Origin of the sequence: Phnomibacter sp. (assembly GCF_036803085.1) — a bacterium.
Lineage (GTDB): Bacteria > Bacteroidota > Bacteroidia > Chitinophagales > Chitinophagaceae > Phnomibacter.
Genome location: NZ_DAIRUZ010000004.1, coordinates 168,410 through 186,085, shown reverse-complemented (window position 1 = coordinate 186,085; position 17,676 = coordinate 168,410). Strand labels below are relative to the sequence as shown.

Below are 17,676 nucleotides of genomic sequence, written 5' to 3'. Positions count from 1 at the left end.
TCTCAGCTTAATCTACCATGCACGTTTTAAAATTTGGTGGCACTTCGGTGGCCAACAGTACCAATATCAAACTCATCACCGATATTTTTTTACAACACCCTGCTGCGCAAAAAATTGTTGTGGTATCTGCCTTCTCCGGCATCACGGATCAACTCATAGCCTGTGGTCAACTGGCCGAAGCCGGCGATGAACGCTACGCAGAAGTCATTAAGGGTATAGAAAAAAGACACCTCGACACCACGAGAGAACTGCTGCCCGTGAGCAACCAAAGTGCCTGCCTGAGTGTGGTAAAACAATTGTGCAACGAACTCGAAACCATTTGCGAAGGGGTATTTTCTCTGCAGGAATTGTCTTCCCGTAGCAAAGACCGTATCGTGAGCTTTGGCGAATTACTGTCTTCCAAAATCATCTCCGGTTACTTGCAGGCCATTGGCCATGCGCATACTTGGCTCGATAGCCGCCAACTCATTAAAACCGATAGCCAGTTTGGCAATGCAGCCGTGGTGTTTGCTGTTACGAATGAAAACATTCGCCAGTCCATTGCACAGTCGCAAGATGCGTTGTTTATAGCGCCGGGCTTTATTGCCAGCAACGAACACAACCTTACCACTACATTGGGCCGCGGTGGCTCCGACTATACTGCAGCTATTTATGCAGCAGCGTTACAGGCAGAAGCCCTCGAAATTTGGACCGATGTAAGTGGCATGATGACCGCAGATCCCCGCTGGGTAAGCAATGCCAAACCATTGCCCGCCATCTCCTACCAAGAAGCGATGGAACTCTCCCACTTTGGTGCCAAAGTGATTTATCCACCCACCATTCAACCTGCGATGCAGATGAAGATTCCGGTGTGGATTAAAAACTCTTTTGCAGCACAAGATCACGGCACTGTGATACAACACGAAACCAACAGCGACAATGGTTTTATCCGGGGCATTTCCAGCATCAGCAATATCAGCCTCATCAGCCTCGAAGGCAGTGGCATGATTGGCATTCCCGGTTTTTCGAAGCGGTTGTTTCAGGCATTGGCCAACGAAAAAATCAATGTCATTCTCATTACACAAGGTTCTTCAGAACACTCTATTTGTGTGGGCATCCATGCAGCAGATATTCAACGGGCTAGTGCTGCAGTGAATGCTGCTTTTGAAATAGAAATAGCCGGCAAAAAAGTAGAACCCGTTGCTGTAGAAAGCGACCTGTCAATTGTCGCATTGGTAGGCGATCAAATGAAAAGCCATCCCGGCATTAGCGGACAAATGTTTTCAGCACTGGGCCGCAACGGTATCAATGTGCGGGCCATAGCACAGGGCTCTTCAGAAAAAAATATCTCTGCAGTCATTGCTGCCCGTGATGTAAAAAAAGCAGTGAACGTTTTACACGAATCGTTTTTTGAAGAAGTACAAAAACAGCTCAACTTGTTTGTAGTGGGCGTAGGCAATGTGGGCCGACGACTGCTCGATCAACTGCAACAGCAACAAGCTTTTTTGGCAGAGCAATTGCGCATGCAAGTTCGTGTGGTGGGTGTAGCCAACAGCCGCCAAATGTATTTTGACGACAAGGGCGTAGACCTCAGCAACTGGAAACATTTACTCGAAGAAAATGGTGAAGCACAAACACCCGACACACTAGTGCAAGCCATTGTGAGCCGCAACCTGCGCAACAGTGTGTTTGTAGACATTACTGCCAGCGATGTAGTAGCGGGCATGTACGAACCCTTGCTGCGCAAAAGCATTGCGGTAGTAGCCTGCAACAAAATTGCCGCTGCTTCTGCTCTCAACCATTACAAAAAACTGAAATCGCTGGCCCGTGAATTCAATACCAGCTTTCTCTTCGAAACCAATGTGGGTGCGGGTTTGCCGGTGATTGGCACTTTAAACGATTTGGTAAAAAGCGGAGATGTGATTCACAAAATTGAAGCCGTGCTGAGTGGCACCCTCAACTTTGTGTTCAACAATTATGATGGCAGCCGCCCGTTTGCAGCAGTCGTTCGGCAGGCGCAGGAAGAAGGCTACACCGAACCCGATCCCCGCCTCGATTTGGGTGGCACCGATGTAATGCGCAAAATCCTCATTTTATCACGGGAAGCAGGTTATGCACTCGAAATGGACGACATCACGAACAACGGATTTCTGCCCGCTTCTTGTTACGAAGGATCTGTAGACAATTTTTATAGCGAAATGGAAAAACACGAAGCACATTTTGCCGGCTTGTTGCAAGGTGCTCAAGCCAATGGTTGCAAGCTCAAATTTGTGGCCAGCTTCGAGCATGGCAAAGCATCTGTAGGCTTGCGCCACATTGCTCCTGAATCCGATTTTTATCATTTGTATGGCAAAGACAACATTGTGTTGTATTACACCCAGCGCTACCCCGAGCAACCCTTGGTGGTAAAAGGTGCCGGCGCCGGTGCCGATGTAACCGCATCGGGCGTATTTGCCGACATTATGCGGGTCATTCATTAAAACACAACAGCATGCAACAAACAATTACTGTATTGCCGCCGGGCACCGTAGCCAACATGGTGTGTGGATTTGATGTATTGGGCTTTGCCCTCCACGAACCCTGCGATGAAATCGACATTACATTGATTGATGAAAAACGCATCATCATTCAGCCCGACCCGGTATATCATTTGCCCACCGACCCCGAAAAAAACGTAGCTGGTGCGGCACTCCTCGCCATGCTCGACGCTATTGATGAACCCTTTGGCTTCGATATTACCATACGCAAACACATCAAACCCGGTAGCGGCATTGGCTCTTCTGCCGCCAGTGCTGCCGGTGCCGTAGTGGGTGCCAATATGCTGCTCAACAATCGCTTCAGCAAAGAAGAGTTAGTACAGTTTGCCATGTTTGGCGAAAAAGTAGCCAGCGGAGTAAAGCATGCCGACAACATCGCACCGTGCATTTATGGTGGCATCACGCTCATCCGTTCCATCTTTCCGTTGGATGTGGTTGCCCTGCCTGCTCCCGATTTGTTTGTGAGCATTGTGCATCCGCAAATTGAAGTGCGAACCGCCGACGCAAGAGCCATCCTCAAACAAACCGTGCTATTAAAAAACGCCATCAAGCAATGGGGTAATATTGCGGGTTTGGTTGCCGGCATTCTGAAAAATGATCATGCCCTCATTGGCCGTTCGTTGGAAGACCACATTATTGAACCCGTTCGCAGTATTCTTATACCAGGTTTTGATGAGCTGAAGCAACGCTGCATGGCAGCCGGTGCTTTGGGTGGCGGTATTTCCGGCTCGGGTCCATCAGTATTTATGCTCAGCAGTACACCCGAAACTGCACACGCCATTGCAACAGAAATGCAGTCCGTTTTCAACCGCCTTGGCATCGACAACCACACGTACGTTACCAGCATCAATGCCGATGGCGTAAAAGTAAAACCATAACCTGTTTATGCACTACTATAGCACCAACAGAGCCAGTGCTCCTGTTGATTTTAAAACAGCCGCCGTAACCGGTCAAGCACCCGATAAAGGGTTGTATTATCCCGAAATGATTCCGTCGGCTCATGGCTTGCTGAAGCAACGCCCACTGGCCGATTGGGACAAAACAGAACTGGCCTTCAGGGTAATGAAACCCTACGTGGGCCAAAGCATGCCCGATGAAGTACTGCACCGCATTGTAGCCGAAACTGTTGACTTTCCATTTCCGTTGGTGCAGCTGAGTGAGCAGGTATTTTCGTTTGAATTGTTTCATGGCCCTACGCTGGCCTTTAAAGATGTGGGTGCCCGGTTTATGAGCCGCTGCCTGGCGCACTTCAATGCGGGCAACGAAAAAAAGATAACGGTGCTCGTAGCTACGTCGGGCGATACAGGTGGCGCCGTTGCCAATGGTTTCGACAATGTGGAAGGGGTTGAAGTCATCATTCTTTACCCTGAAGGAAAAGTAAGCCCCGTGCAGGAATTGCAGCTTACGACCTGTGGCAGCAATGTGCATGCGTTAGCCGTAGCCGGCAGCTTCGATGATTGCCAGGCCATCGTAAAACAAGCCTTTACCGATACCGATTTGAATGCGCAATACCAACTCACTTCGGCCAACTCCATCAACGTAGCCCGTTGGTTGCCGCAGCAGTTGTATTACTTTTTTGCGCTGCAACAATGGCCCTATGAACAAGCCCCTGTGGTGAGTGTGCCCAGCGGAAACTTCGGCAATATTTGCGCCGGCATGGTTGCCCAGCGCAGCGGCCTGCCTATTCAGCATTTTATAGCGGCCTGTAACAGCAACGATACCATTCCGCAGTATTTGCGCACCGGCATTTTGCCCGATAAAACCGCCGTAGCCACTATTTCCAATGCCATGGATGTAGCCCGGCCCAGCAATTTTGTCCGCATCATGGAAATGTATGACCAAGACGTGCAGTGGTTGCGCAACCACCTCACGGCCGTCAGTGTAAGTGATGCCACTACCCGTGATACCATTGCCGCTGCGTTGCAGGATTACAACTACCTCTGCGACCCGCATGGTGCTGTGGGTTTGTATGCGTTGCAACAATACCAGCTGCAACACAACGGCGCCCCCGGCTTCTTTCTGGAAACGGCTCACCCCGTGAAATTCCCCGACGTGGTAGCCGAGATCAGCGGAGCAGCAGTACCCGTGCCGGAAAACGTCGCTCACCTCTTTGCCCTGCCACAACGAAGCACCCGTTTGGCCGCTTCGTTTGATGTGTTTAAAGAGTGGATGGTGGGCAGGTAGTTGGGAAGACCGAAGTCAGTAGTCCGGAGACGCTGTCTCCACCTTGCGATGGCCTCCTGGCCAGTGCATCCCCGTTACTAAAGCAGCTATTAAAAGAAATTCCCAGCAACGTTTCTGGCACAGGACGTTGCGTTGATGGTTCATTGAACGAGTAACCATCCCGTCACAGGCCGAGAAGCCTGCGACAGCATATAGCAAAACAAAACGTCCCCAACCTTGGTCGGGGACGTTGTATTATTTCAGTGGTCAGTCGTCCGTGGTCGGTCGGCTATTCTTTATGGCTGATACTGTGCATACAAACTACCGTGGCGGGTTTGCAGAAACGCCTCCAACGGAATGTCTTCCTGCTTAATGAAGCCCTGCGCCGGCAGTGAACCATTCGATACCATTTCTACCACAGCCGCAACAGATGCCGCCGTTGTCCACGAAATGGCCCGCCATTCCTTACCCTGAATCGTAATGGGATGATAGGCATTGTAAAACTCTTCCCGGGCCAGGTTCTCGCCCTGCCAGCCTTCTACCACAGCATATACATACACCACATCTTCCCGCACCGGCGGCTTGGCTTCGGTAAGTATTTTTTCCGACAATTCGCGGTCGTTTTTCATGAGCAGTTCATACAAGAAAAACTTCATGAGCTGGCAGTGACCGGGATAGCGAATGGTTTTATAATTGAGGGTATCCACCTTGCCTTCGAGGGTTTCGCACATGGTGCCAAGGCCACCACTGGTGGTAAACGCTTCAAAGTCGCGGCCTTCGATGTTGATCATTTCCAAGCCATCCAAAGAAGATACCATTTTACGAACGCCGTTGTGAATCACTTCTGCATCGTTGATGTATTCGTTGATAACACCAGCGGGGCTCCAGGTAAAGGAGTACGCCATTTGCCCGTTGGGATATTTGGGCAGGGCCCCTACCCGCAGTTCTACATCACGCAGTTTGGTAAAACGGTTATACAAATTAGCACCAACAATGCCAATAAAACCCGGAGCCAATCCGCACTGCGGTACCATGGCTCCCTTCGAGGTTTTGGCCATTTCCCGAATGGCAGTGGTGGTGGGCACATCTTCAGTTAAATCGAAATAGTGGATGCCCAACTCGAAAGCAGCCTGCGCAATGGGCAGGTTGAGTGAGTAAGGCAGGCAAGACACCACGGCATCTTTACCCGTAAGGGTTTGCTTAATAAATGCCGCATCGGTTACGCTACCGGTTGCAATATAAAAAGGCATAGCATCGGCGGGCTTGCGCTGATCTATGCCGGTAACAGTAAAATTTTCAGATAACAAAGTGGCCACAAGGGAACCTACTTTTCCCAGGCCTACAACAGCAATATTCTTCATGTTGGAAATTAAAAATGAGGACGAATTAAAAAAGTACCATACATACACCGGCGGGTAACATAACAACCTCGCCGCCCCGTCGTCAGGGTACATTGGCACAGGCACTGCGGAGAAATGCCATGAACGCCATTTTTATTTTCACATCATCTACCATAAGCAATCGCTACAAATATAACCGCCTGTCATACAGTGTCCAAATACTCCGCCAGTGCTATTTGCCAAAGACCAAACAAACCGGTGTAGGCAGCGAAAAAGATTGGTTAGCGGCGGTGAGCTTACCCGTAAGGGCGTTGCGGTGAAACAGCACAATGTTGTTCGATTGCTGATTGGCCACCAGCACAAATTTACCATCGGGCGACAGTGTAAAATTGCGGGGCTTGATCCCCCCCGTGCTAATGGACTGCACAAAACGCAACCGGCCACTGCGGGTATCTACCGCAAAAACAGCAATATCGTTGGCATCTATGCGGTTGCTGGCGTAGAGAAACTTTCCGTCGGGGCTGAGGTGAATATCGGCACTGCCGGGTTGAGCACTCACCCGGTCGCTTTGAATGGTTTGCAGCACCTGTAGCTGGCGCTGTTGGGGTGCAAAACGCACCACCGCCACTTTGCCGCTCAGCTCTTCCATTACATACACAATGGGCAGCCTCGGGTGAAAACTTACATGCCGCGGCCCCGCACCGGGCGACAGCTTCAGGCGGAGGGCACCGGCCGTATCCAGCGGCTCATTCACCTTTTTGGGGTTGAACGGATAAGCCGTGAGGTAATCGGTACCCAAATCGGCCACCATGAGGTATTGTTCGTTGGGCGAAAAAATGGTGCTGTGTACATGCGGCTTCTCCTGCCGGCCGGCGTTCACACTGCTGCCCTGGTGCTGAATGAGCTGGCTGACATTGTCCAAGGCCCCAACAAAATCGATAGGAAACACCGATACCGAGCCACCGGTATAGTTGGCCACTATGGCATGAGTACCCGCCTTGTTTACCGCAATATAGCAGGGATGATCGCCGCCGGTAAGCTGCGGGCTGGTATTGAGGGGTACCCATTTACCACTGCCTTCTTCTTTCATAAAAGAGGAAGCGGCTCCGGGATTGCTGCCCCCATTTTCAGTAACGGCATAGAGGCGGTTGCCGGCTTTGTTCAGCGCCAGGTACGAGGGGTTGTCGGCCGCCAGCGAATCGACCAGCCGGATGGCGCCGGTTCGGGCATCTACCTTGGCCACATAAATGCCGTGGCTACCCGTGCCGGTATAAGTACCAATGTACAGGGGCCACTCCGTTTGCGCCATTGCCAGCAGTGTGCAGCCGGCACTTAAAATGGTAAGAAACAATTGCTTCATCAATGATTTTTTCTTTTGTGTGAGTGAATGTACGGAGGAAGGACGAGGGACGAGATACGAGGTATGAGGTACGAGGTACGAAGGGGGCTGGCGGTCTACGGACTACGGACTACTGTCTACTGAATACTGACTCATACCCCTGTAAATTTCGCTACCAACATTCCCAAAAGCACTCCTACATTTATGCATCAACCAATGCCCATGCATATTCCCGTAACGGTGACGGTTACCTACCAGGGTGAAGCCCTTTCCCAATCTTACCTCGATACCCATCCGGAGCTGCAGCCTTTGTACCCGTTGGCGGCTTTTTTTATGGAAGTGCTCTACATTCCGCTGCTGCGCAAAGGCATGGCCGAACACCCCCAGCAGGAGTTGCTCATAACCGAGGAAGGCGTATGGATAAATGGAGAAAAAGTGACACCAGACGAGCAATGAATGACGACAGCCCCGATAACTGCGGCAAACTTGTACCAGCAGTAACCCCTATTCACATTTGATACAAGGTCCGTCCACGAATTGACATCCGTGGCCATTGAAAGCTTTCAGCATCCTTCTACGGCCGACTATACCTTTTGCCAATAGTAAGAAAGACTTAGCGATAGTACGCCCGTATTGAGTAGCAAATAAACCAACAGCCAGCGGTGCTGCTTACTGGTAATGGCTGCCCGCTGTCTAAAGCAGGCAAATATTTTGATGCCTGCAATGGCTACCAGGACTATTGCGAATAACACAGGTATCAGCATCAGCCTTTGATCATCGGCAAATCTCTTAATAATAGAAAATACAATATAGAGGCAAACAGAAAGTACAGATATGGTAGAGCGGGAAAAACGTTGACCCAAGTGCAGGAGCATCGTAATCATAGGGGCTAAGTGCTTTTGTAAAAAATGATTGGTAGTTAAAAATACACCCGCAAGGCAAATAGTGGCGCATGGTCTCAGGTCGAATTGCCCACCCCGGCCTAAAGGCTACCCCTCCCGCTTGAGGCGGGGAGATACTACCTCTCCGGACTACCGACTACTGACTTCCCGACTACCCTACCGTGCATTTGTAGCCCTTGCCGGGTATGTTGATGATTCTAATGGCGGGATCATCTGCCAATTTCTTACGCAGTTTAGACACCAACACATCCACATTTTTACTGATGACGACCAGCCCGGCATCTTCCCAAATCTCTTTCATCAGTCTTTCCCTTTCTACCACCTGGTGCATGTTGTTCGCAAACAGGGTGAGTGCTTTGGTTTCTTTTTCTGAGAGTGGTATTTGTTTGTCGCCAATGCTGAGTACATGGCTACCGGTATACAATTGAAAGCGGCCCAACGGCAGGTAGTCCATGGTTTCATGTACCAACAGCGGCGCTGCTGGCTTGCGCAACCTGCCTTTCAGATAATAGCCGCCAATGGCCAAAGGAATCAGCAACAACAGCCACCACAAGCGATGGGTGGTGTTGCTGGGCAAAAATTCAAGTTCGATGATGTAGCAAGCTTCTTGTAAAGTGCGGCCCCGGCAGGGCGTCAAATCGGTGGCTTGTTTGTTGATTTCAAAGGCCAGAATGGTTCCCTGTTGGGCACAGTTTCTCACATTCACGATGTAATGATTGGCCGCCCCGTCTTGCTCAAACGTTCGTTGTACCAAATTGATGAGTGAATCTGACACAAAACTGAAGTCGTGCTGAAAAGAAAGCTGGTAGGTATTATCATGTAATTGCTTCACCGGCAGCACCCGGGAGGTAGAATCTTTGGCCGTCAGCAATAACTGGTGGCCTATTTCACGAAGTACCACTTCCAAATGCTTTGCTGGCAGCTGCTCTTTTTTATTGATACATGCAACAGCAGTTGTTATCAGTACCATCAGGAGGAATACATTGGCAATAAAAACCCGTGGCTTCATGTGTGCAAAATAGTTGATAAAGCCGCTGGCAGATGGCTTTACCAAGGTTTTACGCATCCTTTACCTCTTTTTACGGCAAAAAATGTTGCTGCTACGCAAATGACCGATAGTTTCGGGTCATCATTTCATCCATCACCCATACATTCATCACTATGAAAATCTATTCATCTGCATTTGTACTCCTGTTTCTTCCTTTGGCCATTGAGGTGGCGAATGAGTCTACCAAAGTACAGCACAGTGCGGTAGCTACACCGCAGGAGCATCTGCTGCCCCTGCAAGCCCCAACGGATGCAGAAAGCATGGCTTTCATTTCTTCGGATGCGGGCAACACCTGGCAGGAAACCACTGCCATACCTCCTGCAATAGCACAGCAAACTGCTGGCAATAAGCAGGTGCAGTCGGCCGGCGTTATTATTGCCACCGGCCAACGGGGCATCAAGCGTTCGACCGATAATGGTGCACATTGGGAATGGGTCATCAGCGAAGGCGGTGTGGGCATTGATGTTGCTAAAATTAAAGGTGGTTTTGCCGCTATTACGTTCAGTACGCAGTCACATACAAGAAGAATCAGGGTTTCTTACGACGGAGGCATCACCTGGCATCCTATTGACGAAGCATTGCAGCCGGCGAATACCCCAAGGCCCATCAATAATCTATTTACGCTGGCCAATCAATCCTATTCGGCCTGTCATCCCAATAATGCACCGCTACCCGAGGAAGCCATGATTAGTTCCATTATTGAAGTGGAGGGCAACTTCTATTGTGGTCATCCCAAAGGCGTTTTCAAATCGGCCGATAAGGGCAAAACATGGCAGTTGTTGCTTCCGTCAAAAGCAGGGAAGGTCTATACCTTATCTGTTTTGGGGAAACAGATCTATGCCGTACCCCGTGATGGCGGATGTTGAGTTACTTGAAACCAACTATTGCTATCTGATACAAATGCCCCGAATAACCGGGGCATTTGTATGTACATCATCTGCCACTCACTGTGTGTAATGCTGAAGTCATTTGTAAATGATGTTGAAGCTCTCTGACTACCGACTACGTTCTTCCCGACTACCCTTCGACATGCTAAGGGTAGCAGTTTTCTTCGGACTTCCGACTACCGACTCCGGACTACTACCCCTTCGACATGCTCAGGGTGGCTGTCTTCTACCGACTCCGGACTACCTTCTTCCCGACTACCCTTCGACAGGCTCAGGGTAGCAGTTTTCTACGGACTCCGGAATAACGACAACGGACCACGGACTTTCCTGACTTTACATCCGACCACCCACCCCGGCCTGAAGGCCACCCCTCCCAGGAGGGGAGAAATCCGTCTCCGGACTTTCCGACTTTCCCGACTTTCCGACTTTCCGACTTTCCGACTTTCCGTCTTTCCCCCCAGCAACAAAAAAACCGCTCCTGCAAGAGGAGCGGTTGTATGCTGAGGTTATCAGAGCTGTCGATTAATCGAACTTCATGTCGAGACCGAGACCACGCAATTCGTGGATCAACACGTTGAAGCTTTCTGGCACACCCGGACGAGGGATGTTGTCGCCTTTTACAATCGCTTCGTATGTTTTGGCACGGCCAATGATGTCATCCGACTTAATGGTGAGCAATTCCTGCAGAATGTTGGCAGCACCGTATGCTTCCAGTGCCCACACTTCCATTTCACCGAAACGCTGACCACCAAACTGTGCTTTACCACCCAGCGGCTGCTGTGTAATCAAGCTGTATGGTCCGATAGAACGGGCGTGCATCTTATCATCCACCATGTGGTGCAATTTAATCATGTAGATCACACCTACAGTAGCTTTTTGGTCAAAGCGGTCGCCGGTTTCACCATCGTACAGGTACGTGTGGCCGAAAGTGGGCAAACCAGCCTTAGTGATGTAGTCGGCAATTTCGTCGGTAGAAGCACCATCGAAAATTGGCGTGGCAAAACGGAGGCCCAATTGCTTACCAGCCCAACCCAGTACAGTTTCATAAATCTGACCGAGGTTCATACGGCTAGGTACACCCAATGGGTTCAGCACGATGTCTACAGGCGTGCCATCTTCGAGGAATGGCATGTCTTCGTGGCGAACGATTTTGGCTACGATACCCTTGTTACCGTGGCGGCCCGCCATCTTATCACCTACTTTCAACTTACGTTTTACACCGAGGTACACTTTCGCCAGTTTCAGCACACCTGCAGGCAATTCATCACCAATGCTGATGTTGAATTTTTCCCGCTTGTAGCGGCCCAGCTCTTCGTTGTACTTAATGGTATAGTTGTGCAGCAACTGGTTAATGAGTTCATCAATATGCTGATCGCCGGTCCAACCCAATGGGTTTACGTTCTGGAAGTCAATCTGGCTGATGTTCTTTTGGTTGAACTTCACGCCTTTGCCTATCAGCACTTCACCAAAGTTGTTGCTTACACCTGCGCTGGTTTTGTTGCCGAGCAACACCTGCAGTTTTTCGAGCAACAGGTCTTTGATATCCTGCTCATTCTTCTCGTGGATCTTCTCTACTTTTTCCAGTGCGGCTTTTTCACGAACCTTACTGTTCTTGTCTTTTTTGGTACGCTGGAAGAGCTTCTTGTTGATCACCACACCTTCAGTACCGCTTGGCGCTTTCAGTGAAGCGTCTTTGGCATCGCCGGCTTTGTCGCCGAAGATGGCACGGAGGAGTTTCTCTTCCGGAGTAGGATCGCTTTCACCTTTAGGAGTGATTTTACCAATCAGGATATCGCCTTCTTTTACCATCGCACCAATACGGATGATACCGTTTTCGTCGAGGTCTTTGGTGGCTTCTTCGCTTACGTTAGGAATATCTGGTGTCAGTTCTTCTTCACCCAATTTGGTGTCGCGAACTTCCAGTTCATATTCATCGATGTGTACAGAAGTAAACAAGTCTTCGCTTACGATACGTTCGCTGATTACAATGGCATCTTCGAAGTTGTAACCTTTCCATGGCATGAAGGCCACTTTCAGGTTGCGACCAAGGGCCAGTTCGCCATCCCGTACACCATAACCTTCTGTCAGGAAGTCGCCGGCTTTTACGGCCTGGCCTTTTTTCACAGCCGGACGGTGGTTGATGCTGGTGCCCTGGTTGGTTTTGATGAACTTGGTGAGCTTGTATACTTTCAGGTCATCATCAAAGCTGATGTGACGCTGCTCGTCGTTGCGGCTGTAACGTACATGGATTTCAGTAGCGTCCACAAATTCTACCACGCCATCACCTTCTGCAGTGATTTGCACACGGCTGTCACGGGCTGCTTTGCCTTCGAAGCCGGTACCTACGATGGGTGCTTCTGGCTTCAGCAATGGAACGGCCTGGCGTTGCATGTTTGATCCCATCAGGGCACGGTTGGCGTCATCATGCTCCAGGAACGGAATGAGTGATGCAGACAATCCTACAATTTGGTTGGGGGCAACGTCCATGTATTCTACCTCATTCTTTTCCAGAATGGGGAAGTCACCTGTTTGGCGGCTGATGATACGTTCTTCTGCAAAGTTGCCATCGTCCTTCAGTTCAGAATTGGCCTGGGCAATTTTCGCAGTATCTTCTTCTTCCGCACTCAGGAACTTGAGTTTTTTCACGTCCACCTTACCCTCTTGTACAGGGTGGTAAGGCGTTTCGATAAAGCCCATGTCATTGATCTTGGCGTGTACGCAAAGCGTAGAAATCAGACCAATGTTTGGACCTTCCGGAGTTTCGATGGTACACAAACGACCGTAGTGGCTGTAGTGTACGTCACGAACTTCGAAGCCGGCACGTTCGCGGCTCAAACCACCTGGTCCGAGGGCAGAAATACGACGCTTGTGCGTAATCTCTGACAGCGGGTTGGTTTGGTCGAGGAACTGCGACAGCTGAGAAGTACCAAAGAATGAGTTGATAACTGAGCTCAACGTACGTGCGTTGATCAGGTCAACAGGGGTAAATACTTCGTTGTCACGAACGTTCATACGTTCACGAATGGTACGGGCCATACGGGCCAAACCAACACCAAACTGCGCATACAACTGCTCGCCTACAGTACGTACACGACGGTTGCTCAGGTGGTCAATGTCATCAATTTCAGCCTTACCGTTGGTGAGTTTCACCAGGTATTTTACGATGGAAATGATGTCTTCTTTGGTCAGTACCTTCTTGGTAATAGGATAATTGAGGCCCAGCTTGCGGTTAATTTTGTAACGACCCACTTCGCCGAGATCATAACGCTTATCGCTGAAGAACAGCTTGTCGATGATACCACGGGCAGTTTCGTTGTCCGGAGCATCGCTACCACGCAACTGGCGGTAGATGTGCTGCACGGCTTCCAGTTCACTGTTCGAAGTATCCTTATTCAGCGTATTGTAAATGATAGCAAAATCACCACCTACGTCTTCTTTCTGGACAAACAGGCTCTTGATGCCCATTTCCAGAATTTCTTCCAATGATTTTTCGTCGAGTACACTGTCGCGTTCCATCAACACTTCGTTACGCTCCAGGCTCACTACTTCACCGGTATCCTCATCCACAAAGTCTTCTACCCAACTGCGGAGTACACGGGCAGCCAGCTTACGACCTACGAGGGTTTTGATAGATTTTTTATCGATGTTGATTTCATCGGCCATGCCAAACAACTCCAGAATGGATTTATCGGTTTCGAAACCGATAGAACGCAACAGGGTGGTTACGGGGAACTTTTTCTTACGGTCGATGTAGGCATACATCACGTTGTTGATGTCGGTCGCAAATTCCATCCAGGCACCCTTGAAAGGAATTACACGGGCACTGTAGATTTTGGTACCGTTGGGGTGCAGGCTCTGGCCAAAGAATACACCGGGACTACGGTGCAACTGGCTTACCACTACACGCTCCGCACCGTTGATAACAAATGTACCACGGGGAGTCATGTACGGGATATTGCCCAAGAACACATCCTGAACGATAGTCTGGAAGTCGATATGCTCTTCATCGTTACAGCTCAAACGCAGCTTAGCCTTCAGGGGCACAGCGTAGGTAAGGCCACGCTCCATACACTCATCGAGTGAATAACGGGGCGGATCGATAAAGTAGTCGAGAAATTCCAGCACAAAAATGTTACGGGTATCACTAATCGGAAAGTTTTCCTTAAACACCCGGAAAAGGCCTTCGTTGTTTCGCTTATCGGGGGTTGTTTCCAATTGGAAAAACTCTTTAAACGATTGAATCTGAATAGCCAGAAGGTCAGGAGACTCGGCGAGGTTTTTGGCTTTACCGAAGTTAATCCTGTTGGTCAGTTGTGTTGAAGACATATGCTAGAACCTGTTTTTTTTCTGTTCAAAAGCCGCAAAAACACTTAGAGCCCAGCCGGCAGAACCGGTGAGCCAATCTTGAAAACCATTAAGAATGAGCTGTTTGTGCCCCCAAAGTGTAAATGCCCTAATTTAAAAAAGGATGGCAAAAGTAAGGGCGAACAATCAATAATCCAAAACGGCTTTGGTGCTGTGGGTAATTCATTTGTCACAACGGGCCATTTAGGAGTGCTGGTAATTTTTTTGGCAACTCTTTTGCATTTAAAACTCTTTTCAGCCTACTTCAAAATACCACATAGGAGTTCAAATATACCTGCCATCCACTGTAAATAGATAATCTGTTCCTTTTCGAAAAAACAAGTGCTCCCCTGCCACTGCGGGCAGCACTTGTTATTGGTGAAAATAGTTATTGATCTGCCCCCTGCGGGTGTTGCTTTTGGGGCATAGCCCTTTTTTCAGGCAGTGGTTTAGTGGTTCCTTTTGCTGGTATTTTCAAACTCCCCTTATTGGGCAACATGCTGGCGGGCTTTATGCTTCCTGATGGCAAAAGTTCCTGATCGGCCCCAGCAGGATTGATGCTGCCTGCTGCCGGGTACACAACATCGCCATTTTCTTCAAGCAATATTTTTTCTAAAGGCCTTGGTGTATTGCCACCGCCGGTACAGCCCTGTATATAAGCCTGAAATTTTGTGCCTGACCGTGCACTGAAACCAGGATTTAATTGAACCCTGTTGCCGGCATTATAAGCTACCGATGTGCCCACACCGCCCGTAAGCACCTGTGTGGATGTAATGGTGGTAGACATTTCGGTGTAATTTAAGCCGGTAACATTGCCACTAAGCGTAATAGATGCGCCGCAACCTGTGTAAACTTCTGAATAGAAAACACCCCTGCCAAACGTGGCCGCATACACTCTGTGCGGCGACAAAGCACGGTTAATCTCAATATCGTACACCCGTGTTGTAGGAAGCCTGGTGCTGTACATAATCCAGTTTTGGAGCACATCGTTTCTTACAAAAACGCCTATATCTGTACCAACATAAATGGTATTGCTGGCATCATCGTCCATGGTTATACAATTGATGGGCACGTTGGGCAGCACCCCAACAATACTATTCCAGGTGGGGGTTGCAGCGTTGGCGTTGAAGGTTTCATACACTTTTCGGGTGGCTGTATAACCCCCAACTGAAATAAGAACATGCGAAGAATTGTTGGGATCTACGGCCAATTCGGTAATGTTACTCATGGCGGGCAGGTTGCCAGTAATAACAGTTGCCGCCGACCAAACACCTCCACTCAAATTGAAACGACGAACAGATGTGCCATCTGTAGCATACAAAATTGAGTTGCTACTTGGGGCAAACTCCAACGATTCGATGGCGCCGGCAAATCCGGTGGTGATGGTGCTCCAAGCGCCATTACCAGAAGTAGTATTGTAATCAATATTGGTGTAGCCGATATAAATATGGGTATCAAAACCCGGCCTTAAAACCGCTGGTGTTGTCCAGTTACCTGCACCACTTCTGATATCGGTATTGGTATTGCCGCCATCATCGCTTCGTGAAAAGTTGCCGTTTTGAGAGGACAGATAAATCACATTTGTATTACTCGGGGTTACTATGGTTTCCATACCATCGCCCCCACCAATGCTTTTGTATTGTGCCCCGGTGTTTCGGTAGGTGCCATTGTCTTGGAGACCAACGGTTACAAAAGCAGCAGAAGCCGTTGGGTCAATACCCATGCGGTACACCTGGCCTGTTTGCATGTTGTTGTTGAGACTGGCCCAACTATCGGTGCTGCGGGTCATGCGGTAAACGCCGCCATCGGTGGCAGCCCACAGGTAAGTACCATCACAAATGAGTTCGAAAATATCGGCATGGCAAAACTGATTGGCGGCAGTGGTGAACCAATCGGAAATCTGCGTCCAACCGCCGGTAGCACCACCTGTTGTGCTTTTGTACACATCAAGGCCACCTACATAAATGTCTTCTGCATCGGTGGGCGATACAGCAATGGCAATATTGCGCCAGGCCTGACTGCCCAAAACATTGGGGGCACTGCTGCGCAGCGCAAAACTGGTACCGCCATTGGTACTCCGGTACAAGCCCTGATAAGAAGTGCCATTGCCATACAGCAGATAGATGTAGGAACTGTTGGCAGCCGTAACACCAATTTGAGCTCTGCCACCAGATGTGGGTAGTCCGGCACCTACCCTGTCTACCCTTAAAAAGGTGAGGCCGCCATCGGTGCTTTTATAAAAGTACGGGCCGTTGCTGGTGGCATACAAGGTAGTAGTACTGCCGGGCTGAAATACAATATCGTATGCATTGGTAGAAAGATTGGTTTGCGTACCGCCAACGGTGGTATAGTATGTAACCAATTCCCAACTGGTGCCACCATTGCCGGTTCTGTAAAGGCCTGCATCGGTACAAGCCCATACAATACCTGAATTGCTGGGATGTACCAATAGCTTGTACCCCTTTGTGCTACCGCTTTCTGAAAAGTTGAGGCCTGTCAATTGCCATGTACTGCCAGCATCAGTAGATTTGATAACGCCGGTACTACGATACCCCGAGGCCGAACCCACCGCACCGGTAAGGGCATACATGACGTTGGTATTGGAAGGTGCAATTTCAATATCCTGCACGGCAAGGTTTGGTATGCCATCTGTTTGAGGACTCCAGTTGTAAGTGGTGCCACTTACAAAATCGCCAAACCACATACCGCCTCCGGGTGTGCTCACCCAAATATCATTGCCTTTAAAATCGAGACTGCTGGTGCGGCCTACCCCGTTTTGAGCGTATCCAGCCGGATAACTGGGGTTGGGTTGCCCCAACGCAATCCAGTTGGAAGATGCTGCCAGGGGCGTTACAGCTCCTTTGAGTAATTGGCTGGCTTTATATTGGTCGAGAGCTCTCTGGTTATTCTTTACCATATCGGGCAAAGTGCCATCTTCCGAAATATTATTTTTTACCATGAACTGCCAGCGTTTGTATTCTTTGTAGCCGGTACCCACCGTTCCATTGGCTGCAAAAAAAGCCTCCGCTTTTGCTACTATTGTGTAGTAATTATTGCTGGGGTCTCTGAGTATCTCGTCGATGTTGGTGGCTTGTGCCATAGCAGCGGAGCCCATCATTGTACAGAGACAGATGCAG

At 49.5% G+C, this 17,676-nt stretch carries 10 protein-coding genes; 5 read left to right on the top strand and 5 right to left on the bottom strand.

Going from position 1 to position 17,676, the window contains the following annotated elements; all coding sequences use genetic code 11:
• The first annotated feature begins 17 nt into the window (after nucleotides 1-17).
• The 3 genes from thrA to thrC are packed head-to-tail and all read left to right on the top strand — an operon-like array spanning nucleotide 18 to nucleotide 4,700.
• Nucleotides 18-2,459 (top strand): bifunctional aspartate kinase/homoserine dehydrogenase I, encoded by a 2,442-nt coding sequence (gene thrA, locus V7Q13_RS10135; RefSeq protein ID WP_333800570.1) that lies wholly within the window; start codon nucleotides 18-20, stop codon nucleotides 2,457-2,459.
• A gap of 11 nt (nucleotides 2,460-2,470) precedes the next feature.
• Complete coding sequence (locus V7Q13_RS10130; protein ID WP_333800569.1) at nucleotides 2,471-3,394, top strand: homoserine kinase; 924 nt, start codon at nucleotides 2,471-2,473, stop codon at nucleotides 3,392-3,394.
• A 7-nt stretch (nucleotides 3,395-3,401) separates the two neighbouring features.
• Nucleotides 3,402-4,700, top strand: a complete 1,299-nt coding sequence (thrC, locus tag V7Q13_RS10125) for a threonine synthase (RefSeq protein WP_333800568.1) — start codon at nucleotides 3,402-3,404, stop codon at nucleotides 4,698-4,700.
• A 275-nt stretch (nucleotides 4,701-4,975) separates the two neighbouring features.
• Here the strand turns inward: thrC and V7Q13_RS10120 are convergent, their stop codons facing one another.
• The gene (locus V7Q13_RS10120) at nucleotides 4,976-6,040 is read right to left on the bottom strand and encodes a saccharopine dehydrogenase C-terminal domain-containing protein (protein WP_333800567.1); all 1,065 of its coding nucleotides are present in this window, start codon (nucleotides 6,038-6,040) and stop codon (nucleotides 4,976-4,978) included.
• Between the two features lie 211 nt (nucleotides 6,041-6,251).
• Nucleotides 6,252-7,379 (bottom strand): lactonase family protein, encoded by a 1,128-nt coding sequence (locus tag V7Q13_RS10115; RefSeq protein WP_333800566.1) that lies wholly within the window; start codon nucleotides 7,377-7,379, stop codon nucleotides 6,252-6,254.
• A gap of 201 nt (nucleotides 7,380-7,580) precedes the next feature.
• On the opposite strand from V7Q13_RS10115, the gene V7Q13_RS10110 reads away from it, so the two are divergent.
• Nucleotides 7,581-7,814, top strand: coding sequence for a hypothetical protein (locus V7Q13_RS10110; RefSeq protein ID WP_333800565.1), 234 nt, complete (start codon nucleotides 7,581-7,583; stop codon nucleotides 7,812-7,814).
• Between the two features lie 597 nt (nucleotides 7,815-8,411).
• On the opposite strand, the gene V7Q13_RS10105 is transcribed toward V7Q13_RS10110, so the two are convergent.
• Nucleotides 8,412-9,326 (bottom strand): winged helix-turn-helix domain-containing protein, encoded by a 915-nt coding sequence (locus tag V7Q13_RS10105; protein ID WP_333800564.1) that lies wholly within the window; start codon nucleotides 9,324-9,326, stop codon nucleotides 8,412-8,414.
• 95 nt (nucleotides 9,327-9,421) lie between these two features.
• On the opposite strand from V7Q13_RS10105, the gene V7Q13_RS10100 reads away from it, so the two are divergent.
• Nucleotides 9,422-10,174 carry a WD40/YVTN/BNR-like repeat-containing protein gene (locus V7Q13_RS10100; protein ID WP_333800563.1) on the top strand — a complete coding sequence of 251 codons (753 nt, stop codon included), beginning with the start codon at nucleotides 9,422-9,424 and terminating at the stop codon, nucleotides 10,172-10,174.
• Nucleotides 10,175-10,717: 543 nt separating this feature from the next.
• Here V7Q13_RS10100 and rpoB read toward each other — a convergent pair.
• Together rpoB and V7Q13_RS10090 are read right to left on the bottom strand one after the other, a co-directional pair.
• Nucleotides 10,718-14,521, bottom strand: a complete 3,804-nt coding sequence (rpoB, locus tag V7Q13_RS10095; RefSeq protein ID WP_333800562.1) for a DNA-directed RNA polymerase subunit beta — start codon at nucleotides 14,519-14,521, stop codon at nucleotides 10,718-10,720.
• A gap of 406 nt (nucleotides 14,522-14,927) precedes the next feature.
• Nucleotides 14,928-17,657, bottom strand: coding sequence for a 3-coathanger stack domain-containing protein (locus tag V7Q13_RS10090; RefSeq protein WP_333800561.1), 2,730 nt, complete (start codon nucleotides 17,655-17,657; stop codon nucleotides 14,928-14,930).
• Between the last annotated feature and the right edge of the window lie 19 nt (nucleotides 17,658-17,676).